This window comes from Paracoccus alkanivorans (assembly GCF_003697785.1).
Taxonomy (GTDB): domain Bacteria; phylum Pseudomonadota; class Alphaproteobacteria; order Rhodobacterales; family Rhodobacteraceae; genus Paracoccus; species Paracoccus alkanivorans.
Genome location: NZ_QOKZ01000004.1, coordinates 316608 through 341080, shown reverse-complemented (window position 1 = coordinate 341080; position 24473 = coordinate 316608). Strand labels below are relative to the sequence as shown.

Here is a 24473-nt window from a genome sequence, read left to right as displayed (position 1 = left end):
AGAGTATTGGAACGATATTAGCAGTTTTGGAATGCTATGAAATAGTTGATTTCCCAGAATAATGCGAGATCAACAAGTCGACATGCTCGGCAACACTGGGCATTTTCAGCTCTTCCTCAAAGAAACTTTCGCGCAAGACGCGGTTTCGTACCAAGCGGTCGAGTTTGGCACGGAAGTGCTCGGCGTTTCCGGCCTCGAAGACGAAATCCTCGGGGCGGGTTAACGTTTGCTTCGCACCCACGTGATCCGACACCAGCGAAGGCACACCAAGCCGGGCGAGCTCGACCGTGACCTGGTTGAAGGTTTCCCACCAGATCGATGGAACGATGTTCAGATCGATCATCTGCGAAAGCGGCACCAGTTGGTTGCGCGCGTAGCTGGCGATAACTCGCACGTTCCGGAAACGGGTTTCAAGCTGGGCAAGCTGGCGTTCGCGATGCGGGCTAAGCCGTGCCACGATCAGCAGATCGACATGTTCGCGGTAAAACGGATCGTCTATTCCAGACAGTGCGTCGATGAGGAAGGGGAGGCCCTTCGAGGGGATGTTATAGCCGATGAAGGATAACGTGATCCCGTCGGTCTCTTTACGCTGAGCGCGGAAGGCCTGGCGCTCCGCTGCGGAGACCTCGATATCGATCGGCAAAAGCAGCGTTTCAACCTCGGTTCCTGGCGGGAGGAAGCGCTTGACCGTCGCACCGCAAAGATCCGACACGGCGAATAATCCGTCAACGTTCTGCTGCAGCATTCGACCGTTGCCTTCCCGCCACTGGCGATAGGCAAGGCCGTCCAGTATGCGTTGCCGGGGCGGTAGAGGTGTAGGCGTCCTGGTGTGCGGGCCGGGTCTCCAGGATGATTTGCCGCCGACACTTGTCTTCGGACGAAGGTGCCAATGACGAAAGCGGGTATGCAGGCCATGGCGGATGTCGTTGAACAAGTTGCGTGCCGCACGTATGAACGACCTGATGCCTGCATAGCTGTCGAACAGGAACCCGCCGATCGGATGCCCGGCAAGGCCATAGCCCTTGAGCGTTCCGCCAACCCGCTCGAATGCGATCAGGTCCTGCATCCTGCGATCATGCGAGAGACAGCCGACACAGCGTTCGCCTGCGTGGTAATCGGCACAGGGCAGCCGGTTGTCATAGAGCAGCTCGATCTGCGGGCAGACAGGCATGTAGTTGTGAAACGTATAGAAAATACGGCGCAGCTTATCGTTCTTTGGCAGCGCCAGAACGTTCGAGCCGAGTCCTTCGAGGTTGTGAATATGCACAGCGTCGAATGGACCATGCTCATGGATGAAATCCCGCACGAGCCGCATGGTCACGTCGTCGCGCAACCAACGGTCGACCGCATAGAACGCGTCATGTGCGGGAGCCTTCACCGGTGAGTTGAGCAATGTGAATGTTTTCAGGCGCGGATTGTCATAAACATTGGATGTCTCTTCGATCCGGGGCTTTCGGTTGAAGAAGTTGTATCGATGACCGGAGGACAGGAAGTAGATCTCGATCCCCTCGCGAGTCAGCAGCTCTTCAATCACGTTGCGGAGATACAATGTGACGCCGCCGCCAGCCATGACGGGGCTGTCAAGTTGCGCCCAGTTGTAGAACAGAATCTTCATCGGGTTATGATGCCTAGCAATCGATTAAGAACGGGGTTGAGCCAGCCAAGTCCACTAGCGGCCATGCTGCCTTGAATCCAGCGATCCTCATGCAAACAGCGCAGGAGATCACTTCGCAGGCGCCATGGGCGCACCTCGCGGACCAGCTTGTGCTCGACGATATCGCTGAGTCCGGCCTGATGGGTAAGACTGTCAATCGCATGCAATGTCTTGCGGCGGGGCGCGGCGAAGCTTACGGTGATTGCTCGTCCGATTGCCGCGTCCGCATCGCGTGCCGTCATAGGCGAAAGGCGCAACAGGGCTTCGGCCTTACGGGTCATTTCCAGTATCCGGGCGCGGGTGACGGAACCGTTTTCCTTGGTGTCTTTTGCGAACACCGGCTGCAAGCGGCCACCCTCATCGGGTTGGAAATCGCGCAAGCTGCCGCGGCTTCGGTCTACGGCAAAGGGTTCGAGCCACGCGAAATTGAACGCGGCGGCTCGCTGCCGCCAATGCTTCTGGCTGATCATTACCGGATCCAGCATGATCGCACGAGGGTGCATTTGCCCCAGATTGTCGCCAAAGAAACGGTTTGCGGCGAACATCATCATGGCCAGACATGTTTCAACCTTCTGACCCTTGGCCGCAAGGCGATACATATGCTCCGAGAATGCTTTCAGCACTGTTCCCGAATAGCCGATATCCACCAGCAATATGCGTTGCGTCGGTTCGAACAGACCTTGCTGGTCAAGGTAATCCGCCACCCGCTGCTGCTTGGCTTTCATGGCTGCAGCGAGCGGTTTGAAAAGAGCGGGTTCATCGAGCAGGCGGTGAAAGTCGACATGGCTTCGCCCGTCCGCATCGAGACATGCATCCACCTCGCGGTCGTTCCCCCGCATGCCCTCAAGCTCATCCGGGTGCAGCGCGAAACTACGCATGATTGCACCAAGCGAGGCAAATTCGCCGCGCAGCCAGCCGACATTGTGCCTGATGTAGTCGGGCCATGCAGGGCTATTCGGATCAGGCATGGTCAGCAGAACGCCGGCCCGGCGGCTGAAGGCGAGTTCCCCCATTTCCGGAAGATCCAGGCTGTTTTGCGCGCCCGTATTCTCGATCATCTGCCGGAGGATATGGTGGAAGATCGTGCCATCTCGCGTCAGAAACAGGATGCGGTCATAGTGACCTAGCATCGCGGTCGACAGCACTTGCCGAGCAAAACTGAGGAAGCCTGCTGATATAAGCCGGATGACGGCTTCGGAACTATCATTGGTCTGAACCTGCCGGATCAGCTCTTTTGCGGCGGTATCGCGCTTATGGATGCCAATGCGGCTCAGCCGTTCCAGCCGGTCCTTGCGCATCTCATTTTCGGTATTGAGATAATGCAAGGCGTCCCAGCCATGTTTGCGGGGCTGGACTACATCGTTATTCCAATTGTCGCCAAGGTGGATGCGGCGCAGCCCCGCCGAATTCAGTGTCGCATCGACATGCTGAAACAGCAGACCACTATGCTTGGTCACGCCGACGGTCGCGGAAACGAATACATGATCGAACAGGTCAAGCAACCCGAGCCTGTCGAGCAGCGCCTTGAGCCAGCGCTCCGAGAAATACATGTCCGATGTCAGGATCACGGTTTTTCCGTGGGCCCGCAAATCGATCAGCAACTCCCGCATTGCGGGATCCACGGTGAGAACCCGATGCTCTGTCTCGATCTCGAAGGCAATCGCCGCTTCTACGGCCCGGGCGCGGCGCGTGGTATCAGAGATATAGGGCGACAATGCGCCATCAAACACCTCGGCCAAATCAACTTCGTTGCGATAATTCTGTTTCGAGGCCATCGACATGCGCTTGACCTCGTTCTGATGGCGGCGGCGCGCATGCAGCAGAAGGCCTGATGGCAGGGGGCCATGATCTCCGGGGATGTGATGCTCGGCAAACTCGGCAGTTTTGCGCTGCACATCGTTAAGCGCCATTTCACGCCAGACCAGTGTGTCGAACAGATCAAAGCTGATCAGTTCATATCCACCAAGCAAAGCACGGATCTGATCGGGGTGACTGAAATTGTTGTGATCAAGCTTGAGATGCCCGTATTTTCGCTTGGCAATTGCGTAGGCCGTTCGTTCAGGGGCGAGACTGCTCACGATTCGCCGCACTTGAGATGAAAGCATCATGGGTTCCGTTAAAGATAAAGGCAGACTCGGCAAGATTCGGGCTCAATGAACATGCTTATTAGGTTGCGGAAGTCGTATGATGCAACCTCCCCAACTATATCACGGCGATCTTACGCCCGTTTCACCCGGCGCCTATAAGGATGGGCCCGGAAACCTGAAACGCTTCAGGAGTCGTGGACCAGCGTGCCGGACGCAGGCGAGGGCCGTCTATTGCAAGCCGCCCCCGATGGGCACGGCCGAAAAATCTCTGCCTGCACAGGTCCGCGACCGCATGGTTGCGGCCTTACCCGGCCGTTTTACTACCAGTGGCCTTCTTTGCCGCCGGTTTCTTGGCTGCAGTCTTGCCGGTGCTCTTGCCGGCTGTCTTCCTCGTGGCCTTCCTGGGCGATTTCGCGGCCTTGGCGGCGATCAGTTCCAGAGCCTGCTCCTTGCTGATGTCCTCGGGCGAAAGGTCACGGGGCAGGGTCGCGTTGATCTTCTCCCATTTGACATAGGGGCCATAGCGCCCGCTCATCACCTGGATAGATCCGCCATCCGGATGATCGCCAAGCTCCTTGAGCGGCGCGGCGGCCACGCGCCCGCGGGTCTGCTTGGCGGCCAGAACCTCGACCGCACGATTCATGCCGATGGTGAAAACCTCGTCCACCTCGGGCAGGTTGGCGTATTTGCGGCCATGCTTCACATAGGGGCCATAGCGCCCGATGCCCGCCTCGATCAACTCGCCATCATCTGGATGCGGGCCGACGGGGCGAGGTAGAGACAGGAGTTGCAGCGCCTTTTCAAGATCGATAGCGGCCGGATCCCATCCCTTGGGGATAGAGGCGCGCGGCGGTTTCGGCACCTCCTCGGTTGCCTTGCCGCGCTGGACATAGGGGCCGAAGCGGCCGGTTTTCAGGCTGATCTCGTCGCCACCGTCATGGCCCAGCATCCGGTCGCCGACCGGCTCCTCACCGTCCGGGGCCGAAAGCGGGCGGGTATAGCGGCATTCCGGATAGTTCGAGCAGCCGATGAAGGCGCCACCCGAGCGCGCGGTCTTGAGGTTCAGCCGGCCAGCGCCGCAAAGCGGGCATTCGCGCGGGTCGCCGCCATCGGCACGGGGAGGATAAAGATGCGGTGCCAGCGCATCGTCGATTGCCTCCAGCACCTCGCCGATGCGCAGATCAGAGGTGCCTTCCAGCGCCTTGGTGAAATCCTTCCAGAACCGTCCCAGCACATCGCGCCACATCCGGTCGCCGGCGCTGATCTCGTCCAGCTCGTTCTCCATGTCGGCGGTGAAATCATAGCTGACATAACGCGGGAAATACTTGACCAGGAAGGTCGTTACCAACCGGCCCTTGTCCTCGGGGATGAGGCGGTTCTTGTCCTTACGGACATATTCGCGGTCCTGGATCGTGGTGACGATGCTGGCATAGGTCGAAGGCCGGCCGATGCCCAGTTCCTCCATGCGCTTGACCAGCGTGGCCTCGGTGTAGCGGGGCGGGGGCTGGGTGAAATGCTGGCGTGCGGCGGTCGAGGCCGCCTCATCCGTCAGCAAGCCGGGGGCGGCGCGCTGACCCGCCGGAGCCTCGGGGACGGGGTCGGTCTTTTCCTTCGCCCTGGCGAATTCCGGATCGAATGCCTTGGCGACCAGCTTGGCCACCTCACCCTCGGCAATGGCGGGCAGGCGGGCGCTGTCCTCGCCCTCGTCATCGTCGCGGCCCTGATCGTAAACCTTGAGGAAACCGTCGAAGAGCATCACCTGACCGGTGGCGCGCAGCCCGACCTGACCGTCGGGGCTGGCGATCTCGACCGTCGTGCGCTCCATCCGTGCGGCTTCCATCTGGCTGGCAATGGTGCGCTTCCAGATCAGGTCGTAAAGCTTGCGCTGATCCTCGGCCGAGACCTTCAGCTTGTCCGGGGACAGCATCATGTCGGTGGGGCGGATGCATTCATGGGCTTCCTGCGCGTTCTTGGCCTTGTTCTTGTACATGCGCGGCGATTTCGGCAGGTATTTCTCGCCGAACTTCGCCTTGATCGCGTCGCGGGCGGCCATCACTGCCTCCGGAGCCATGTCGATGCCGTCGGTCCGCATATAGGTGATCAGCCCGGCCTCATACAGCCGTTGCGCCGCCGACATGCAGGCCTTTGCCCCAAGGCCCAGCTTGCGGCTGGCCTCTTGCTGCAGGGTCGAGGTCATGAAAGGCGGCCAGGGGTTGCGGCTGGCGGGCTTGGCGGTGACACCGGTCACGCTGAGATCGCGGGAGGCGACGGCGCTGACGGCCATCGCGGCTTTCTCGGCGTCGGGCAGATCGAAACGTTCCAGTTTGGAACCGGCCAGCGACACCAGTTGCGCGTCGTATTCTGCTCCGGCGGGTGTCGCCAGCCGGGCATGGACGGACCAGTATTCGCGCGCCTTGAATGCCTCGATCTCCATCTCGCGATCGACGATCAGGCGCAGGCAGACCGATTGCACCCGGCCCGCCGATTTGGCGCCGGGCAGCTTGCGCCACAGGACCGGCGAGAGATTGAAGCCGACCAGGTAATCCAGCGCACGCCGGGCCAGATAGGCATCAACCAGGGCCTGGTCGATTTCGCGGGGCTGCTTCATCGCCTCGGTGATGGCGGCCTTGGTGATGGCGTTGAAAGTCACGCGGCTGACATCCTTGCCGCCCTTCAGCGAGGTTTGCAGCGCCTCGAGCAGATGCCAGCTGATCGCCTCTCCCTCGCGGTCGGGGTCGGTGGCGAGGATCAGGCTGTCGTCTTCCTTGAGCGCGTCCCTGATCGCCTTGAGATGCTTCTTGCTGTCGGAGGCGACCTCCCATTTCATCGCGAAATCCTGTTCGGGATCGACGCTGCCATCCTTGGGCGGCAAGTCGCGGACATGGCCGAAACTGGCCAGCACGCGATAGTCACCGCCGAGATATTTCTCGATGGTTTTGGCCTTGGCCGGGGATTCGACGACGACGACGGGCATATGGACCTCGGAACGGACTTCAATGGGGCGGCAACATGGGTGGCCGGAGCGGCACTGTCAACGGCTGGCGGTCAGCGGCAGGACTTCAGGAGCGATGCGCCAGTTCGATCAGGTTGCCGTCCGGGTCACGCAAATAGAGCGACATGATGGGCCCGGTGGCGCCGGTTCGCGGGACCGGGCCGTCTTCGATCGTGACACCTGCTTCGATCAGCTTTGCCGCGCTGTCACGGGCGGTTCCTTCCACCAGGAAGCACAGATCGGCCGAGCCGGGCAGGGGGCTGCGTGCCTTGGGCTCGAATTCGTGGCCTGCGCGGTGGAGGTTGATCTTCTGCTGACCGAAATGCAGGGCCAGACGGTTCTCGCCGAACCGGTGCAATTCCATTCCCAGGAGAGCCTCATAGAACTCGGCTGTGCGCCTCGGGTCGGCAACAGTCAGAACGAGATGGTCGAGCGCGGTGACATTAATCATTGCGGTAATCCGGGGTAGTCGAAAAATTGCCTCAGCAATCCCCGATCATCGAGGGCCGGTCAACTCCTGCCGTCAGAGCAATGCGATCCGCCCACCTGCCAGCCGTGCCACCCTGCCCTGCAATTCCAGTGCCTGGATCGTGGCGTTGACAGTCGAGGCGGGAAGCCCGAGATCCCGGATCAGCTCATTTTCCCCGGTCGGGCTGGGTGACAGCCGTGAAAGAAGCCGGGCTTCCAATGCAACGGGATCGTCATGACCGGGCGCATTCACGGGACCGGGCATGGGGGGATCGGCGGTTTCGGTGACTGGGCAGTATGTGTCGGCCAGTTCCTTGGCATCGGTGGAGGCATTCGCCCTCAACGCCTCGGTAACATCAGCGGCGCTGCGCGCCAGTTGCGCGCCGTCACGGATAAGCTGATTGCAGCCCGCTGCACGGGCATCCATCGGATGACCGGGAATCGCCATGACCTCGCGCCCCTGATCCAGGGCGCATTTTGCCGTGATCAGCGAGCCCGAGCGATGCGCAGCCTCGATGACCACGACTGCCCGCGACAGTCCCGAAATGATCCGGTTCCGAGCCGGGAAGTGCCGCGCCGCCGGCGCCATTCCCGGAGGCTGCTCGGTAACCAGAGCGCCTTTTTCGGCAATCTCACCGGCCAATCCGGCATTCACGGACGGGTACACGATATCCACCCCGCCTGCCAGAACCGCGACGGTTCCGGTTGGAAGCGCCGCCTGATGTGCTGCGGCATCTATCCCGCGCGCAAGCCCGGCGACGACGGTATGCCCCACTCCGCCCAACCCGGCAGCCATTCCGCGGGCCATGCGTATTCCCAGTGAAGAGGCGTTGCGTGCGCCGATCACCGCGATCGGGCTATGTTTCAGCCAGGCGGGATTGCCGCGCACCCACAGGATTGGTGGCGCAGCCTCGATCTGGCGCAGTGCAGGCGGATAGAGCGGCGAATCGTGACGGATCAGCTTTGCGCCAGCCTTGCGCCCGGCAAGTATCTCGGCAACTGCTGCGGCCTCGTGGCAAGGAACGTAATCCGCGACCCCTGCCGCTGCCGCGATTTCCGGCAGAGCCTCCAGCGCGGCGGTGGCGCTGCCATATTCATCCATCAGCCGGTGGAACGTTGCCGGTCCGACCCGGCGCGAGCGGATGAGGCGGAGATAGGCAAGATCATCATCTTTTCCGGCTCTTGGGGGGGACGGTGAACCGAAAGAAACGAACCCGGTATCCATAGCCTGCCTCTACCTCATCCTGAGACAGGCATAACCCGAGAGGGCTTAACAGATCGTTATCGCGGCAGGACCGATCGCAAGAAATCTTCAGTTGGCCGAGCCGCCGACCGTCAGGCCGCCGATCATCAGCGTGGGCTGACCGACGCCGACCGGAACCCATTGGCCCTGCTTGCCGCAATTTCCGATGCCCGGATCAAGCGCCATGTCGTTACCGATCGCCCGGACATGTTGCAGCGCTGTTGCGCCATCCCCGATCAGCGTGGCGCCACGAATCGGATCCCCGACCACGCCGTTCTTGACGCGATAGGCTTCGGTGCAGGAAAACACGAACTTGCCGTTGGTGATATCGACCTGCCCGCCGCCAAAGCCCACGGCATAAATGCCGGCCTTCAGATCCGAAAGGATCGCGGCGGGATCGGCGTCGCCTCCGGGCATATAGGTATTGGTCATGCGCGGCATCGGCGCGTGGGCATAGCTTTCGCGACGGCCATTGCCGGTCGGAGATACACCCATCAACCGGGCATTCTGGCGATCCTGCATGTAACCCACGAGTATCCCGTCCTCGATCAGGACATTGTGTGCCGGGAGCGTGCCCTCATCATCCACGCTGAGACTGCCGCGGCGGTCGGGAATGGTGCCGTCATCGACAACGGTCACTCCGGGCGCGGCGACCCGCTGCCCCATCAGCCCGGCGAAGGCCGAAGCCTTCTTTCGGTTGAAATCCCCTTCCAGTCCGTGCCCGACCGCCTCGTGCAGAAGGATGCCGGGCCAGCCGGGGCCGAGGACGACATCCATTACTCCTGCCGGTGCGGGAACCGAGCGCAGGTTGACCAGCGAAATGCGCAACGCCTCGTCTACGGCGGCCTGCCAGTGCGAGGGCTCCATCAGCCCGTCGAGCGAGACGCGGCCGCCACCGCCAAAGCTGCCGGATTCGCGGCGGTCGTTGTTCTCGACAATGACTGCGACATTCAGTCGCGCCATCGGGCGGATATCGGTGACCAGCCCGCCTTCGGGACGCAGGATCGCCACCTCTTGCAAGGAGGATGCGATCGAGACCGTCACCTGCACCACCCGTGGATCCCGTGTGCGGGCGTAATCGTCGATCTGGCGCAAAAGCTCGATCCGGCGGGCGATCGGAATGCCATCGGCGGGATCGATCGCGGCATAAAGCCCGCACGCTTCCATTGGCGCGGGATCGGCGAGGATTCCCCCGCCCGCGCCGACAGCCAGGCGCGCCGTCTCGGCCGCGCGGCGCAGTGATTTTTCATTGATTTCGGTGGAATGGGCATAGCCCGTCACCTCTCCGCGCACGGCGCGCAGGCCGAAACCCCGGCTGGCGGTATAGCCCGAATTGCGCAGCCGTCCGTCATCGAACACCAGCGTTTCGGCGGTGCTCCGCTCCAGGAACAGCTCGCCATCATCGGCCCCCGCAACGGCGTCGCGCAGGATGCCAAGGGCGATCTCGCGGTCCAGATGCTGGGCGAAAGGGTCGAAACGGTTACGAGTCATGGTTGGCCGGCTCCGTTGGCGCAGGCTGTGCGGCGATGGGTTTTCGGGACGCATGGCCCCCGAAATTCATTTCTAATTCTCATGTATCACTTGCCCGAGAGGTCCAGATATGGTCATAGAACGGACTATGTGAAAGGGAAAGGGGCGGCCTCGTGCGGCCCTTGCGGCCATTTTGGCCTCACCAAACGCGACGGGATGGAATGATGGCAAAAGCGTTGATTCGGCGTGCAGCAGAAGCGGCTATGGGACTCGCAGGGGCGGGGATGTTGGCCGGAACGGCTCTGGCACAGGATGTACTGGGCGAGCTGCCGGTGATCGGCAAGCCGGTTGCAAAGGGGATGGGCTTTCAGCCTGCCGTGACCGAACTGGCGCGCGATCAGCAGTGGCTGGATCATTTCGTTCTGATCATCATTACCCTGATCACCATTTTCGTCTGCGCTCTGCTGCTGATCGTAATCTTTCGCTACAACAGCCGCTCGAACCCGGTTCCCGCCAAGTTCACTCATAACACCCCGGTCGAGATCGTCTGGACATTGGTGCCGGTGCTAGTGCTGGTCGTGATCGGCGCCTTCTCGCTGCCGGCCCTGTTCCGCAGCCAGGAGATGCCACCGAATCCGGACGTGGTGGTCAAGGCCATCGGCAACCAGTGGTACTGGTCCTACGAATATCCCGAGAGCGGGCTTAGCTTCGATTCGATCATGTTGACCAAGGAAGAGCTGGCCGAGAACGGCTATAGCGAGGATGAATACCTGCTTGCCACCGATACCGAGGTCGTCGTCCCGGTCGGCAAGACCGTGCTGGTGCAGGTGACCGCCAATGACGTGATCCATAGCTGGACGGTTCCCGCCTTTGCCGTCAAGCAGGACGGTGTCCCGGGCCGGATCGCGCAGCTTTGGTTCAATGTCGAACAGGAAGGGGTCTACTTCGGTCAGTGCAGTGAACTGTGCGGCATCAACCACGCATACATGCCGATCGTCGTTAAGGCCGTTTCGCCTGAAAAATACATCGCCTGGGTCGAGGAGCAGGGGGGCACACTGAGCGAAGAGCAGCAGGCCGCCCTGCTGGAGTCCGACTCAGGGGTCGAACTGGCCGCGGCCAACTGATCCTTCAGACATAGATACGCGCAGGAATGATAGATACCCACGCATATGAAGGTGCCCCGGAGGCGGAGTTTCGCGATTACGTCGCCTTGCTGAAACCCCGGGTGATGTCGCTGGTGGTGTTCACGGCCTTCGTCGGGCTGTGGGTGGCGCCGGTTGCTGTGCATCCCTTCGTTGTGTTTTGCTCGGTTTTGTTCATCGCCCTGGGTGGCGGGGCGTCCGGCGCGTTGAACATGTGGTATGACGCCGATATCGACGCGGTAATGCGCCGCACGCAGGGCCGCCCGATCCCGTCTGGCCGCGTCTCGGGTGGCGAGGCTTTGGGACTGGGGCTTGGCCTTGCGATCATTGCGGTGATGATGCTGGGGCTGGCCGCGAACTGGTTCGCCGCCGGGTTCCTCGCCTTCACGATCTTCTTCTACGTGGTGATTTACACGATATGGCTGAAGCGCTGGACGCCACAGAATATCGTCATCGGCGGCGCCGCGGGTGCCTTCCCGCCGATGATCGGTTGGGCCTGCGCGACCGGTGGCATCAGTATCGAATCCCTGCTGATGTTCGCATTGATCTTTTTCTGGACACCGCCGCATTTCTGGGCGCTCGCGCTGTTCATGAAAGAGGATTACCACAAGGCCGGCGTGCCGATGCTGACGGTGACCCATGGACGTGCCGTCACGCGCCGCCACATATTCGGCTATACACTGGTTTTGGCACCCTTCGCGATCTGGCTGGGGCTGACCTCTATCGGCGGGCCGATCTATCTTGCCGTAGCCGTCCTGCTGAATGCGCTCTTTATCCTTGGTGGTTGGCGCGTCATGCGCCGGAACGAGGACAGCGCCATCGCCGATGGTTACGCTACCGAGAAACGGGTCTTCAAGCTGTCGCTTTATTACCTGTTCCTGCATTTCCTTGCGCTTCTGGTTCAACATTGGGTGGGAACATGATGATGCCGATACAAACTGAGCACGAGCTGCACCGCCGCCGCCATTCGCGCAATGTGGGGTTAGGGCTGGTGCTGGTCGGCTTTGCAGCACTGGTCTTTGGCCTGACGGTGGTGAAGGTCCGGCAAGGCGATCTGATGGAAGCCTATGATCACCAGCCGCGCGTTTCGCTCACGCCGCGGGAAGAAGCAGTCCCGGCCGGGCGGGAGGTGGGCGAATGAGCCGGGAATCCCGTACAGCCCTGGGACTGGTCGGTGTCGTGCTGACCATGGGGGCACTGGCCTGGGCTGCCGTGCCTTTCTATAACTGGTTCTGCAGAGTCACCGGCTTTGCCGGCACGACGCAGGTTTCAGATGCCGCTCCCGACGAAGTGCTGGAAGAGGTCGTCCGGGTCCGTTTCGACGCCAATGTGGACGAGGAACTGGGATGGACCTTCCGCCCCATGCAGACCAAGATGGATGTCCGGATCGGCGAGAACGCGATGGCCTATTACGAGGCCGTCAACAATACCGACGAGACGATCACCGGCACCGCCAGTTATAATGTCGCGCCGGAGGTGGCGGGATATTACTTCAGCAAGATCCAGTGCTTCTGCTTTACCGAGCAGACTCTGAAACCCGGCGAACGGGTCGAGATGCCGGTCAATTTCTATGTCGATCCCGAACTTCTGGAAGATCGGGATGCAAGCTGGGTGCGGGACATTACCCTGTCCTACACCTTCCACCGGACCGAGCCGAAGCAGGCCGCGCTTGACGCGGTCCCGGCGAATAACGTCAACTGATCTGAGGAGCCGACGGGGACTCACATATGGCGCACGCAAAGAACCACGATTATCATATTCTTCCGCCCTCCATCTGGCCCTTCATCGGTGCGGTTTCGGCCTTCATCATGCTGTTTGGCGCCGTCATGTGGATGCAGGATCACGGCCCCTGGATGTTCCTGATCGGCTTCGTCGGCGTTCTCTATGTCATGTATAGCTGGTGGGCCGATGTGATCCGCGAGGGCGAGACCGGCGATCATACTCCGGTTGTCCGCATCGGGCTGCAATACGGGTTCATCCTGTTCATCATTTCCGAGGTGATGTTCTTCGTCGCCTGGTTCTGGAATTTCATCAAGAACGCGATGTATCCGATGGGACCGGAAAGCCCGCTCAAGGATGGCGTCTGGCCGCCCGAAGGAATCGTGACCTTCGATCCCTGGCATCTGCCCTTCATCAACACGCTGATCCTGCTGCTGTCGGGGGTCGCCGTGACATGGGCGCACCATGCCTGGGTGCATGAGGGGGACCGCAAGACCACCATCAACGGCCTGATCGTTGCGGTCGTGCTCGGCGCATTCTTCACCGTGTTGCAGGCTTATGAATACAGCCATGCGCAGTTCGGCCTGGCCGATACCGCCTATGCCGGCGCGTTCTTCCTGGCCACGGGCTTTCATGGTCTGCATGTCATCATCGGCACGATCTTCCTGCTGGTCTGCCTTCTCCGCTTCAAGAAAGGGCAGATGACGCAAGAGCAACATGTCGGCTTCGAGGCCGCCGCCTGGTATTGGCACTTCGTCGACGTGGTCTGGCTGTTCCTGTTTGCCGTGATCTATATCTGGGGCAGCTGATCTCCCCACCGGTAATAGCTTGACGCGCGGGGTCGAATCCCCGCGCGTTTTCATTTGGGTTTTATCTGCATCGAAGGCTTTCCATCTCCCATGCGCCGCTATCTCTTTCCACTGATCCTTGGCGTGATCGGTTGCGCCATTCTGGTCGGCCTTGGCATCTGGCAATTGCAGCGGCTGGAATGGAAAGAGGAGATGCTGGCCGAGATCCAGGCGCAGATAGACGCGCCGGCAGTGCCCTTGCCGGCGAAGATCGATCCATCAATGAAATACATGCCGGTCACGGTCAGCGGCACCACGACGGGCGATGAGATCGACCTGCTGTCCCACACCAAGGAGCAGGGCGGCGGTTACCAGATCGTCTCGCGCTTCATCACCAATGACGGGCGGGAGATCATGGTTGACCGCGGTTTCGTTCCGCAAGAGGCACGTCAGGTCGAGCGCGGTCCGGTCCGGCTGACCATTCGCGGCAACCTGCATTGGCCAGACGAGAAAAACGGCTCGACCCCGGCACCCAATCTTGACGAGAATATCTGGTTCGCCCGCGACGTTCCCGCCATGGCCGATGCGCTGAAGACCCGGCCCATCCTTGTCGTGGCCAGTTCCGTCGAGGGCGATGCACAGGGGGTCGAACCCATTCCTGTCGCCATCGAGGGGATCCCGAACAACCACCTGTCCTATGCCATGCAATGGTTCATGATTGCCGTTGTCTGGGCAGGGATGACAGCCGCGCTGATCTGGCGTATCAGGCAGCGGACATATTGAAGGATTGGTGATGCGTTACGTCTCGACGCGGGGAGAGGCCCCGGTATTGAACTTTGAACAGGCGATGCTGTCGGGGCTGGCGCGCGACGGCGGGCTGTATCTGCCCGAAACCGTGCCGGTCATGGACGATATCGCCGCGCTGGAGGGGCTGCCTTATGAAGAGGTCGCCTATCGCGTCATCCGCCCCTATACAGGCGACTGCTTTGCCGAGGATGAACTGCGCGGCGCGATTGACCGCGCCTATGCCCGGATTGCCCATGCTGCCCGCGCACCGCTTAAACAGCTCGCCCCCGGCCATCACCTGCTGGAGCTGTTCCATGGCCCGACGCTGGCCTTCAAGGATTTCGCGATGCAACTGATCGCGCAGCTCTTCGAGATCGCGCTGAAGCGGTCGGGGCAGCGGATCACCATCGTCGGCGCCACCTCGGGCGATACCGGCTCGGCCGCAATCGAGGCGTTCCGGGGCATCGGCAATGTCGACGTGTTCATCATGTTCCCGCATGGCCGGGTCAGCGAGGTGCAGCGCAGGCAGATGACCACGCCGGACGCCGCCAATGTCCATGCGCTGGCCGTTGCCGGGCATTTCGACGATTGTCAGGCGCGGCTGAAGGATCTGTTCAACGACCACGACTTCCGCGATTCTGTCGGGCTGGCGGGCGTGAACAGCATCAACTGGGCGCGTGTGGTCGCGCAGGTCGTCTATTACTTTACTGCGGCGGTCAGCCTTGGCGCGCCGCATCGCGAGCTGGATTTCACCGTCCCGACCGGCAATTTCGGTGACATCCTGGCGGGGTCCTTCGCCCGCGAGATGGGGCTGCCGATTCGCCGGCTGATCGTGGCGACGAACCAGAACGACATCCTGCACCGGGCCTTGACCACCGGTGAATACCGGATCGGCACGGTCGAGCCTTCGATCTCGCCCTCGATGGATATCCAGGTCAGTTCGAATTTCGAGCGGGCACTGTATCTGGCCTATGGCAAGGATGCCGGGGCCATCCGGCAGATCATGGAAGAGCTGAAATCGGGCGGCTTCACGATCAGCCAGGGCGCCTTGCAGGCGCTGCGCGAACTCTACGGCTCGGGCCGGGTGTCCGAGGACGAGACGCTGGCGATGATCCACACTATCCGCGAGGAGACGGGCGAGATCCTGTGCCCGCACAGTGCCGTCGGGGCGGCGGTTGCGCGGCAGAATATCGAGCCGGGCGTGCCGATGGTAACCCTGGCAACCGCGCATCCGGCGAAGTTCCCTGACGCGGTCGAGCAGGCGGTGGGTGTCCGGCCGGAACTGCCCTCGCACATGGCGAACCTGTTTGATCTGCCCGAAACTGTGACTCGCGTTGAAAATGATGTAAACGCGCTGAAATCACTGATCCTGGAACGGAGAACGAATTGACCACCGACCCCCACCTGCGCCTGACCACCCTGCCCAACGGATTACGTATCGCGACACGCGAGATGCCGGGGCTGCACTCCACGGCTCTTGGCATATGGGTCAGCGCGGGCGGACGGAACGAGCGGGTCGAACAGAACGGTGTCGCCCATTTCCTGGAGCATATGGCCTTCAAGGGCACCAGAACCCGCAGCGCCTTGCAGATCGCCGAGGCGATCGAGGATGTGGGCGGCTTCATCAACGCCTATACCTCGCGCGATGCGACTGCCTATTATGTGCGGGTGCTTGAGGATGACGTCGATCTGGCCTTCGACGTGATCTCGGATATCGTACTGAATCCGGTTTTCGATGAGCGGGAGATCGAGGTCGAGCGTGGCGTGATCCTGCAGGAAATCGGGCAGTCTCTGGACACGCCCGACGACGTGATCTTCGATTGGCTGCAAGAGGCCGCCTATCCCGATCAGGCCATCGGCCGCCCGATCCTTGGCCCGGCCGAGCGGGTCAGCCGCTTTGGCCGCACCGATCTGGCCGGGTTCGTTGCCGAGAATTACGGCCCTGGCCAGATGATCGTGGCGGCGGCGGGGGCCGTGGATCACGACCGCATGGTCCGGCTGGCCGAGGCGGCTTTCGGTCATCTGGCCCCGATCCTGCAAGCCCCGCGTGAAGGCGCCGTCTGGCAGGGGCGCGAGATGCGGCGGATCAAGAAACTGGAGCAGGCTCATTTTGCCCTGGCGCTGGAAGGGCCGGGATATCTTGCGCCGGATTTCTATGCGGCGCAGATATTCTCGGCGGCGCTTGGTGGTGGCATGTCCTCGCGCCTGTTCCAGAAAATCCGGGAAGAACACGGGCTGTGCTATACGATCTTCGCGCAGTCGGGCTTCCATGACGATACCGGCATGATGACGATTTATGCCGGAACCGGGAGCGAGGATATCGCCGATCTGGCCAATCTCACCATCGACGAGATCAGGCGGGCCGCCGGAGACATCTCGGAGGCCGAGGTGGCCCGCGCCAAGGCGCAACTGCGCGCGGGGCTGCTGATGGGACTGGAAAGCCCTTCGGCGCAGGCCGAGCGGATCGCGCGGGTCCTGGCCATCTGGGGCAGGGTGATGGACCCCGCCGAGGTGGCCGAGCGGATCGCCTCGGTCAGCCTTGCCGATGTCCGTGCCCATGCCGAGCGGCTGATCGGTCAGTCGCGCCCGGCGCTTGCGCTTTACGGTCCCGTCGATCAGGCGCCCTCGCGCGAGGCGCTGGCAGAACGGCTTGCCGCCTGATGTTCCTGCGGCGACGCCCCGTCCGGCTGGAAACCGAGCGGATCGTGTTGCGGCTTCCCGCCCATTCGGATTTCAATGCCTGGTCTGCGCTGCGCATCGAGAGCCGCGATTTCCTGACCCCGTGGGAGCCGGTCTGGTCCCCGGACCACCTGACGCGCAAGAGCTTTACCAACCGCGTCTACTGGGCCGCACGTGCCAGCAAGGGGGGCACAGCCCTGCCACTGTTCCTGTTGCGCCGTGACGGGGTGCTGTTGGGGGCGATCACGCTGGACAATATTCGCCGTGGTCCCGCACAGACCGGGACCATCGGCTATTGGATCGGCAAACCCTTTGCGCGTCAGGGTTATATGCGCGAGGCGATCGGGGCGCTGGTGCATCACGCCTTCACCACGCTGGACCTGTCCCGGATCGAGGCTGCCTGCTTGCCGGAAAATGCCGCTTCACGGGGAGTGCTGGAGCGGTCGGGCTTCAAATATGAAGGCGTCGCGCAAAGCTATTTGCAGATCAACGGACGCTGGCGAAATCACGTGCTCTACGCCAACCTGCGGAGTGACCGGCGAGGGCGCAGCGAGGCGCGTTGACGTGCCGGGAACTGGAAGGAGAAGCAGCAATGACCCTGAACCCCGCCGATGAAAGCCTGGCCGCGCGCCTGCCAAAGGGTGTGCTGCGCGAGGTTTCGCCCGCCTATCTTGAAGAACCGAGGGGGCGCTATTTCGGACAGGCCGGGTTGGTCGCTGCGCCGCGTGATGTCGAAGAGGCGGCGGCGGTGGTGCGCGCCTGTGCGGAGATGCGGGTGCCTGTCGTGCCGCGCGGCGGTGGAACAGGGCTTGTCGGCGGACAGATAATGCCCGAAGGGCCCGCACCGCTTGTTTTGTCGCTGGAGCGAATGACGGCGATCCGTGGGCTTTATGCCGATGAGGGCGTGATGCTGGCCGAAGCCGGTGCGACCCTGCAGCAGGCACGTGATGCGGCGGCCGGGGTAGGGCGGCAGTTTCCACTTTCGCTTGCGGCGCAGGGGACGGCGCAGATCGGCGGGGTGCTCTCGACCAATGCGGGCGGTGTCAACGTGTTGCGTTATGGAAACGCGCGGGCATTGTGCCTTGGTGTGGAGGCTGTTTTGCCTTCCGGAGAAATCATGCATGATCTCAAAAGGTTGCGAAAGGACAATACCGGTTACGACCTGCGCGACCTGTTGATCGGGGCAGAAGGAACCCTCGGGGTGATCACGGCCGCCTCGCTGGCGCTGGCCCCGGTTCCGGCAGAGACCGGGGTTGCCATGCTGGTGGTGGAAAGCCCCGAAGCGGCATTGCAATTGCTGTCTCTGGCGCAAGCCCGCATGGCAGGCGGCGTGACGGCATTCGAACTGATCGCCGGGGAAGGGCTGGACTTTCTGGCCGATCATTTCCCGCAGGTCCGGCAACCCCTCGATCCGCGCCCCGAATGGATGGTGCTGGTCGAGGTGGGGCTTCCCGCAGGCCTGGCAGCCGATGCGGCGCTGGAGGGCCTGTTCGTCGCCGGTGCAGAGGCCGGGCTGGTCAGCGACGGGGTGATCGCTCAATCGGGGCAGCAGGCGGCAGAGTTCTGGAGCATGCGCGAACATATTCCCGAGGCCAATCGCGCTGTCGGAGCCATTGCCAGCCATGATATCAGCCTGCCATTGTCCGAGATTGCCGGGTTCATCCGCGATGCAGGGGCGATACTGGCATCGATGGGGGATATGCGGATCAACTGTTTTGGCCATCTGGGTGATGGCAATCTGCATTACAACCTGTTTCCCGCAAGAGGACGGCATCGTGACGAATACGACGATCTCCGCCGGGAACTGTCCGGACGCATCCACGAGATGGTCGTGACGCGGGGGGGCTCGTTCTCGGCTGAACATGGCGTCGGCCGCCTGAAAACCGGCGATCTGGCACGTTGGGGCGATCCCGCGCGGCTGGCCGCGATGCGGGCGATCAAGCAGGCATTGGATCCTGCGGGTATCATGAATCCGGGAGCAATTTTACCTATGCCCACATAACACACCGTTTTTTTCTTAATCTCCGCCTAGGCTTGAGTCATGCTCGGCCAATAAACGGGAGGAGACCATGCGATTGAAATTCACGAGCGCGGTCGAACGCGCTCGGTATTATGAACGTTACCTGCCTTTCATTATCGTCATTCTGATGATGCCCCTGGGGTTTGCCCTGATCGGGATTGCACCGGTTCTGGGTGTTTTGCTGATCCTGCTGGGACTGACGGGCACCTGTATCGGGATCTACGACCTGAACCAGACCAGCCATGCCTTGATGCGAAACTACCCACTTGCATCGAGAATGCGTTATCTGCTCGAGCATTTCCGCCCCGAGATCCGGCAATATTTCGTCGAGAACGATCACGACGAAACCCCTTTTTCGCGCGAACAGCGTGCCGTTGTTTATCGTCGGGCGAAGGGTATCGAGGGTGTGCGGCCCTTTGGCACGCTGTGCGATGTCTATGGCGACGGCTACGAATGGCTGAACCATTCAGTGGCGACAACACATCTGGGCAGCCAGGATTTCCGTATTCGCATCGGAGGTCCGGATTGCAAGCAACCCTATGACAGTTCGGTGGTGAATATCTCGGGCATGTCCTATGGTGCGCTGTCGCCCAACGCGATCGAGGCGCTGAACCGGGCGGCCAAGGCGGGCGGATTCGCCCATACCACGGGCGAAGGTTCCATCTCGCGCTTCCACAGGATGGGCGGCGATCTGGTCTGGCAGATCGGCTCTGGCTATTTCGGCTGCCGCCATCCCGATGGCAGTTTCAATCCCGAACGGTTTGCCGAGATCGCCGCAGATCATGCGGTGAAGATGATCGAGATCAAGCTGAGCCAGGGTGCCAAGCCCGGTCATGGCGGCATCCTTCCGGGGCCGAAAGTGACAGAGCCCATCGCCGAGGCGCGGGGGATTCCCGTGGGCGAGGATTGCATAAGCCCGTCCTCGCATTCGGTTTTCTCTACGCCGAGAGGATTATGCGGGTTCATCCGCCAGTTGCGCGACCTGTCGGGCGGCAAGCCGGTGGGGATCAAGCTTTGCGTGGGGCATCCGTGGGAATGGTTCGCCATGGCCAAGGCCTTTCGCGAGACGGGGATCACGCCCGATTTCATCACCGTCGATGGTGGCGAGGGCGGCACCGGTGCGGCTCCGGTCGAGTTCGCAGACCACAAGGGCGCACCGCTGCGCGAAGGGTTGATGCTTGTTCATAACACATTGGTTGGGCTTGATATCAGGGATCGGATCAAACTGATCGCCTCTGCCAAGATCATTACCGCATTTGATATCTGCCGGATCTCTGCATTGGGAGCGGACGGTGTGAACATGGCGCGAGGCTTCATGTTTGCCATCGGTTGCATTCAGGCGCAGGCCTGTCATACCGGCAAATGCCCGACCGGCATCACCACCCAGGACAGCGACCGTTATCGGGCGCTGGTGGTTCCTGACAAGGCCGCACGGGCTGCGCGGTTCCATGCGGGAACCATGCATGCGCTGAAGGAGGCCTGTGAGAGTTCGGGGCTGCGGCATCCCGACGAGTTCACACCCCACCACCTGATGATCCGCACCAGTCCGCGCGAGGTCAGGTCGGCGGCCAGCCTGTATGACTGGCTGAAGCCGGGAGAGCTTTTATCCGGAGAGGTGCGGCATCCCGCCTTTGCAAAATATTGGGACAGAGCGCAGATCGACAGCTTTGCCATGGTGCCGAAGGAGAACGGGTGACACCTGTGATGGGTTTGCGGTAAGCAAGCCATATCCGGCCGAACTCATGCAGCGCGCGGTCGTTATCGAGGAACGGCACGGTCATCGACCGGCAGCCGCGCTTTGCCGGGCTTCAGTCGCGTTCCTGAAAAGCACGGCAAAACTGTCAAGCTTCGGGAACAGAGGTCTGATCCCGGCCAGAACCCGATGATTGGCCCCACTCAATACCGCCCGCAAATCGAAATGCTTTCCGCCACCGATGGTCCGCCGAAAATCCTCGCTTGCGCGAGCAACGGCACGGCGACGGATAACCGTGTCAGTCGATTCCCTTCAGGATGCCGGCAAGCTTCGAGAACAGGGTTTCGATTTCGGCCTCGGTGATGATCAGCGGCGGCGACATGGCGATGGTGTCCCCGGTAACACGGATCATCAGACCCTGCCGCCAGGCCTCTTTCATCGCCTCGGTTGCTCGTGCGCCGGGGGCGCCAGGGCGCGATTCCAGTTCGATCGCGCCGACGAGGCCAAGATTGCGCAAATCCTTGACATGCGGCAGCCCCTTGAGGCCATGCACGGCATCCTCCCACCGTTTCGCAAGACCATCGGCACGGGCGAACAGATCCTCCTCGCGATAGGTATCAAGCGAAGCCAGCGCCGCCGCGACGGCGATTGGATGGGCCGAGTAGGTATAGCCGTGGAACAGTTCGATCGGTGCATCGGCATTTCCCATCGCCGAGTTATAGATCCTGCTGTCCACGATGACCGCGCCCATCGGGATGACGCCATTGGTCAGCCCCTTGGCAGTCGTGATGATGTCGGGCTTCACCCCGAAATATTCCGAAGCGCTGGCGCGGCCAAGGCGGCCATAGGCGGTAATCACCTCGTCGAAGATCAAGAGGATGCCATAGCGGTCGCAGATCTCGCGCAGCCGCTGCAAATAGCCCTTGGGAGGCAGCAGCACACCGGTTGAGCCGGCCATCGGTTCGACGATGACGGCGGCGATGGTCGAGGGATCATGCAACTCGGCAATGCGGATCAGGTCATCGGCCAGTTCCGCGCCATGTTCGGGACAGCCGCGCGAAAAGGCGTTCCGTTCCGGGTCATGGGTATGACGGATATGATCCACGCCGGTCAGCATGGTTCCGAAATGCATCCGGTTCTTGACGATACCACCGACCGAGATGCCGCCGAAGCCTACCCCGTGATAGCCACGCTCGCGCCCGATCAATCGGGTGCGGGCGGCGTCGCCGCGCATCCGGTGGTAATGCAGGGCGATCTTCAGCGCCGTATCGACGGACTCCGAACCGGAGTTGGTAAAGAAGACATGATCCATCCCGTCGGGGAACATGCTGGCCAGTCTTGACGAGAGCTCGTAGGCTTGCGGCGTGCCGAAATTGAAATGCGGCGCGTAATCCAGCGTTGCCACCTGCTTTTGCACGGCCTCGACAATACGCGGGGCGTTGTGACCGGCATTCACGCACCACAGTCCCGCCGTGGCATCCATGATTTGCCGCCCGTCATGGCTGGTGTAATACATCCCGTCCGCAGCCGTGATCAGCCGCGGGTCGCTGGCGAAATCCCGGTTGGGCGTGAAGGGCATCCAGAAGCTGCTGGTATCGTTGGGAGCAAGCGGGCGGTTCATCGATGTCTCCGTGATGGAACGCGGGTTCGATGATCAGCTTGCCATTGCTCCTGATACCGAACAATCCCGATTCGTATTGAATATCGATCCCTTGTTAAACATAAGAAATTACCGACACCGCTTTTGATGGAAAGCAGGAAAGCACATGGCCACGCCTTCTGGAACCGATGACGCCATGGTTGCACTGCGGCTGCGCGTCCTGCGCAAGTCGAAGGGCCTGTCGCAGCGCGAACTGGCGCGGCGCACCGGGGTCGGCAGCGGCACCATCTCGCAGATCGAGTCGATGGCGATGCAGCCCTCGGTCTCGGTACTGAAAAAGATACTTGACGGTATCCCGATGGATCTGGCCAGCTTCTTCAGTTTTGAACTGAGCACCGAGAAGGCTCGGGTCTTTCGGCATGGCGATCACGTCAATATCGGCGCGCCGGGCATCAAGTATCTGCTGATCGCGGCACAGCGTCCGGACCGGAACCTGCAAATGCTGCACGAATTCTATCAGCCTGGCAAGGATTCCGGGCGGCGAGCCCTTTCACATGAGGGAGAGGAATGCGGCGTGGTGATTTCCGGCACCCTGGAAGTGACGATCGGCGACGAGGTGCATCTGCTAAGCCGGGGCGACGCCTATTACTTCAGCAGTGCCACGCCGCACCGGTTCCGCAATCCGGGAGAATCGGTTTGCGAGGTGGTCAGCGCCTGCACTCCGCCCAGCTTCTGAGGCCACGGGCGCGGGACCGGCATATGAATGAGGCGAACGCATCTCGGCACGCATCACGGGTTTCCCATTCCCGCCTGGCTTTCGGTTCGGCAGGTCAGAGGCCGAAATAGCGGGGCAGCCACATGGTCAGGGTCGGGAAATAGGTCACGATCAGCAGCGTTGCGAACAGCAGCAGGTAAAAGGGACCAAGTGCGCGAATGCAGGTTTCGACCTTGACCCGGGCCACTCCCGCACCGACGAACAGACCTGTGCCCACCGGCGGAGTGATCGTGCCGATCGCAAGGTTGAAGATCATGATGATGCCGAAATGCACCGGATCATAGCCGACCTTCTGTGCGATCGGTAGCAGGATCGGGGTAAAGATCAGGATTGCCGGGCCCATATCCATGAAACAACCCACCACCAGCAGCACGACATTGATGATCAGCATGACGATGAATGGATCTTCCGATATCGCCAGTATCAGCGAGGTAACGGCTGTCGGAATACCGGTGAAGGCCATGGCAAAGCTCAGCGCGGCTGATGCGGCCAGCAGCAACATGATGGTGCCGGTCATATGGACCGTTTCCATCAGGAACTTCGGCAATTCGCTGATCGGCTTGGTTCGGTGGATTACAAAGGTAAGCAGCATGGTATAGATCACCGCGATGCCCGATGCTTCGACCGCCGTGACGATGCCCAGCATGATGCCGCCGATGATGAGCACGATCAGCATCAGGCTTGGCATGGCACGGCCGATCACGGCCACTGCCTCGGATCTGCTGACCCTGCCTGCCACCGGCCAGCCGCGCCGGCGGGCAACTATGGCGGTCAGGATCATCATCCCCAGGCCCCACAGGCCGCCTGCCACCGCCCCGCCCATGAACAGCGCAGCGATGGATGCCCCGCCCGCTACCAGCGAATAGATAATGAAGGCGGTCGAGGGAGGGATCAGCATCCCGGTCGGCGCTGAGGCGATATTCACCGCCGCCGCGAAGCCGTGATCATAGCCCTCGCGTTTTTGCATCGGCACCATTACCCCGCCGATCGAGGTGGAGGCGGCAATGGCCGAGCCCGAGATGGAGCCGAACAGCATATTACCCGCGATATTGGTCTGGGCCAGCGATCCTGGCACACGGCCCGCGATCAGCTTGGCGAAATCGACCAGCCGCACGGCGATGCCGCCGGAATTCATGATCACGCCCGACAGGATGAAAAACGGCACCGCCAGAAGCGAAAAGCTGTCGAGGCTGGTCATCATCTTCTGGGCCGAGGTGAACAGCGCCATGTCCAGCGGCAGCACCAGCAGAACGGCAGCGATGGCCGCGGCGGTGATCGACAGGGCGATCGGAATGCCGATCAGCGTCATGATGCCGAAAACGGAAATCAGGATAAGGCTTGCGGTGCCGGCCATGGC

The 24473-nt window shown here is 61.5% G+C and carries 20 protein-coding genes; 12 read left to right on the top strand and 8 right to left on the bottom strand.

Features of this window, described 5'->3' with window-relative positions; all coding sequences use genetic code 11:
- Positions 1–34: 34 nt before the first annotated feature.
- From C9E81_RS12840 to tldD, 6 genes are all read right to left on the bottom strand, one after another.
- Positions 35–1615, bottom strand: a complete 1581-nt coding sequence (locus C9E81_RS12840; RefSeq protein ID WP_122112746.1) for a glycosyltransferase — start codon at positions 1613–1615, stop codon at positions 35–37.
- Positions 1612–3759 carry an HAD family hydrolase gene (locus C9E81_RS12835; RefSeq protein ID WP_147457594.1) on the bottom strand — a complete coding sequence of 716 codons (2148 nt, stop codon included), beginning with the start codon at positions 3757–3759 and terminating at the stop codon, positions 1612–1614. The genes C9E81_RS12840 and C9E81_RS12835 overlap by 4 nt, the downstream gene beginning before the upstream one ends.
- A 286-nt stretch (positions 3760–4045) precedes the next feature.
- Positions 4046–6715, bottom strand: a complete 2670-nt coding sequence (gene topA, locus C9E81_RS12830) for a type I DNA topoisomerase (protein ID WP_122112744.1) — start codon at positions 6713–6715, stop codon at positions 4046–4048.
- An 85-nt stretch (positions 6716–6800) separates the two neighbouring features.
- Positions 6801–7184: a VOC family protein gene (locus C9E81_RS12825; protein ID WP_122112743.1), complete on the bottom strand. Its 384-nt coding sequence runs from the start codon at positions 7182–7184 to the stop codon at positions 6801–6803.
- A 72-nt stretch (positions 7185–7256) separates the two neighbouring features.
- Complete coding sequence (gene dprA / locus C9E81_RS12820; RefSeq protein ID WP_122112742.1) at positions 7257–8426, bottom strand: DNA-processing protein DprA; 1170 nt, start codon at positions 8424–8426, stop codon at positions 7257–7259.
- An 87-nt stretch (positions 8427–8513) separates the two neighbouring features.
- The gene (gene tldD, locus C9E81_RS12815) at positions 8514–9935 is read right to left on the bottom strand and encodes a metalloprotease TldD (RefSeq protein WP_122112741.1); all 1422 of its coding nucleotides are present in this window, start codon (positions 9933–9935) and stop codon (positions 8514–8516) included.
- Between the two features lie 200 nt (positions 9936–10135).
- On the opposite strand from tldD, the gene coxB reads away from it, so the two are divergent.
- The 11 genes from coxB (at position 10136) to C9E81_RS12760 (ending at position 20744) form a co-directional block, all read left to right on the top strand.
- Positions 10136–11038, top strand: coding sequence for a cytochrome c oxidase subunit II (gene coxB, locus C9E81_RS12810; protein ID WP_122112740.1), 903 nt, complete (start codon positions 10136–10138; stop codon positions 11036–11038).
- A 26-nt stretch (positions 11039–11064) separates the two neighbouring features.
- Positions 11065–11979 (top strand): heme o synthase, encoded by a 915-nt coding sequence (gene cyoE / locus C9E81_RS12805; protein ID WP_122112739.1) that lies wholly within the window; start codon positions 11065–11067, stop codon positions 11977–11979.
- A gap of 2 nt (positions 11980–11981) precedes the next feature.
- Positions 11982–12197: a hypothetical protein gene (locus C9E81_RS12800; protein ID WP_122112859.1), complete on the top strand. Its 216-nt coding sequence runs from the start codon at positions 11982–11984 to the stop codon at positions 12195–12197.
- Positions 12194–12757 (top strand): cytochrome c oxidase assembly protein, encoded by a 564-nt coding sequence (locus tag C9E81_RS12795; protein WP_122112738.1) that lies wholly within the window; start codon positions 12194–12196, stop codon positions 12755–12757. Before C9E81_RS12800 ends, C9E81_RS12795 begins: the two co-directional genes overlap by 4 nt.
- A gap of 26 nt (positions 12758–12783) precedes the next feature.
- The gene (locus tag C9E81_RS12790) at positions 12784–13584 is read left to right on the top strand and encodes a cytochrome c oxidase subunit 3 (protein WP_122112737.1); all 801 of its coding nucleotides are present in this window, start codon (positions 12784–12786) and stop codon (positions 13582–13584) included.
- A gap of 90 nt (positions 13585–13674) precedes the next feature.
- Entirely contained in the window at positions 13675–14346 is a 672-nt protein-coding gene (locus tag C9E81_RS12785; RefSeq protein ID WP_122112736.1) for an SURF1 family protein, read from the top strand.
- A gap of 10 nt (positions 14347–14356) precedes the next feature.
- Positions 14357–15739, top strand: a complete 1383-nt coding sequence (thrC, locus tag C9E81_RS12780; protein ID WP_122112735.1) for a threonine synthase — start codon at positions 14357–14359, stop codon at positions 15737–15739.
- Entirely contained in the window at positions 15736–17010 is a 1275-nt protein-coding gene (locus C9E81_RS12775; protein WP_279432713.1) for a M16 family metallopeptidase, read from the top strand. Before thrC ends, C9E81_RS12775 begins: the two co-directional genes overlap by 4 nt.
- On the top strand, positions 17010–17591 hold the full coding sequence (locus C9E81_RS12770) for a GNAT family N-acetyltransferase (RefSeq protein WP_122112734.1): 582 nt from the start codon (positions 17010–17012) through the stop codon (positions 17589–17591). Before C9E81_RS12775 ends, C9E81_RS12770 begins: the two co-directional genes overlap by 1 nt.
- A 29-nt stretch (positions 17592–17620) precedes the next feature.
- Entirely contained in the window at positions 17621–19030 is a 1410-nt protein-coding gene (locus C9E81_RS12765; RefSeq protein ID WP_122112733.1) for an FAD-binding oxidoreductase, read from the top strand.
- A 67-nt stretch (positions 19031–19097) separates the two neighbouring features.
- Positions 19098–20744: an FMN-binding glutamate synthase family protein gene (locus tag C9E81_RS12760; protein ID WP_208021166.1), complete on the top strand. Its 1647-nt coding sequence runs from the start codon at positions 19098–19100 to the stop codon at positions 20742–20744.
- Between the two features lie 295 nt (positions 20745–21039).
- On the opposite strand, the gene aptA is transcribed toward C9E81_RS12760, so the two are convergent.
- Complete coding sequence (gene aptA, locus C9E81_RS12755; RefSeq protein ID WP_122112732.1) at positions 21040–22362, bottom strand: omega-aminotransferase AptA; 1323 nt, start codon at positions 22360–22362, stop codon at positions 21040–21042.
- 145 nt (positions 22363–22507) lie between these two features.
- Between aptA and C9E81_RS12750 the strand changes: the two genes are divergently transcribed.
- Positions 22508–23077, top strand: a complete 570-nt coding sequence (locus tag C9E81_RS12750) for a cupin domain-containing protein (RefSeq protein WP_122112731.1) — start codon at positions 22508–22510, stop codon at positions 23075–23077.
- A gap of 94 nt (positions 23078–23171) precedes the next feature.
- On the opposite strand, the gene C9E81_RS12745 is transcribed toward C9E81_RS12750, so the two are convergent.
- Positions 23172–24470, bottom strand: coding sequence for a TRAP transporter large permease (locus C9E81_RS12745; protein WP_122112730.1), 1299 nt, complete (start codon positions 24468–24470; stop codon positions 23172–23174).
- Positions 24471–24473 lie beyond the last annotated feature (3 nt).

Excerpts from the sequence above, each read along its gene's own strand:
- thrC (WP_122112735.1), top strand. The coding sequence starts at position 14,357 with ATGCGTTACGTCTCGACGCGGGGAGAGGCCCCGGTATTGAACTTTGAA.
- tldD (WP_122112741.1), bottom strand. The coding sequence starts at position 9,935 with ATGACTCGTAACCGTTTCGACCCTTTCGCCCAGCATCTGGACCGCGAG.
- C9E81_RS12825 (WP_122112743.1), bottom strand. The coding sequence starts at position 7,184 with ATGATTAATGTCACCGCGCTCGACCATCTCGTTCTGACTGTTGCCGAC.
- aptA (WP_122112732.1), bottom strand. The coding sequence starts at position 22,362 with ATGAACCGCCCGCTTGCTCCCAACGATACCAGCAGCTTCTGGATGCCC.
- C9E81_RS12760 (WP_208021166.1), top strand. The coding sequence starts at position 19,098 with ATGCGATTGAAATTCACGAGCGCGGTCGAACGCGCTCGGTATTATGAA.
- C9E81_RS12800 (WP_122112859.1), top strand. The coding sequence starts at position 11,982 with ATGCCGATACAAACTGAGCACGAGCTGCACCGCCGCCGCCATTCGCGC.
- C9E81_RS12790 (WP_122112737.1), top strand. The coding sequence starts at position 12,784 with ATGGCGCACGCAAAGAACCACGATTATCATATTCTTCCGCCCTCCATC.
- C9E81_RS12745 (WP_122112730.1), bottom strand. The coding sequence starts at position 24,470 with ATGGCCGGCACCGCAAGCCTTATCCTGATTTCCGTTTTCGGCATCATG.
- topA (WP_122112744.1), bottom strand. The coding sequence starts at position 6,715 with ATGCCCGTCGTCGTCGTCGAATCCCCGGCCAAGGCCAAAACCATCGAG.
- C9E81_RS12770 (WP_122112734.1), top strand. The coding sequence starts at position 17,010 with ATGTTCCTGCGGCGACGCCCCGTCCGGCTGGAAACCGAGCGGATCGTG.
- C9E81_RS12765 (WP_122112733.1), top strand. The coding sequence starts at position 17,621 with ATGACCCTGAACCCCGCCGATGAAAGCCTGGCCGCGCGCCTGCCAAAG.
- C9E81_RS12785 (WP_122112736.1), top strand. The coding sequence starts at position 13,675 with ATGCGCCGCTATCTCTTTCCACTGATCCTTGGCGTGATCGGTTGCGCC.
- cyoE (WP_122112739.1), top strand. The coding sequence starts at position 11,065 with ATGATAGATACCCACGCATATGAAGGTGCCCCGGAGGCGGAGTTTCGC.
- C9E81_RS12750 (WP_122112731.1), top strand. The coding sequence starts at position 22,508 with ATGGCCACGCCTTCTGGAACCGATGACGCCATGGTTGCACTGCGGCTG.
- dprA (WP_122112742.1), bottom strand. The coding sequence starts at position 8,426 with ATGGATACCGGGTTCGTTTCTTTCGGTTCACCGTCCCCCCCAAGAGCC.
- coxB (WP_122112740.1), top strand. The coding sequence starts at position 10,136 with ATGATGGCAAAAGCGTTGATTCGGCGTGCAGCAGAAGCGGCTATGGGA.
- C9E81_RS12795 (WP_122112738.1), top strand. The coding sequence starts at position 12,194 with ATGAGCCGGGAATCCCGTACAGCCCTGGGACTGGTCGGTGTCGTGCTG.
- C9E81_RS12840 (WP_122112746.1), bottom strand. The coding sequence starts at position 1,615 with ATGAAGATTCTGTTCTACAACTGGGCGCAACTTGACAGCCCCGTCATG.
- C9E81_RS12835 (WP_147457594.1), bottom strand. The coding sequence starts at position 3,759 with ATGCTTTCATCTCAAGTGCGGCGAATCGTGAGCAGTCTCGCCCCTGAA.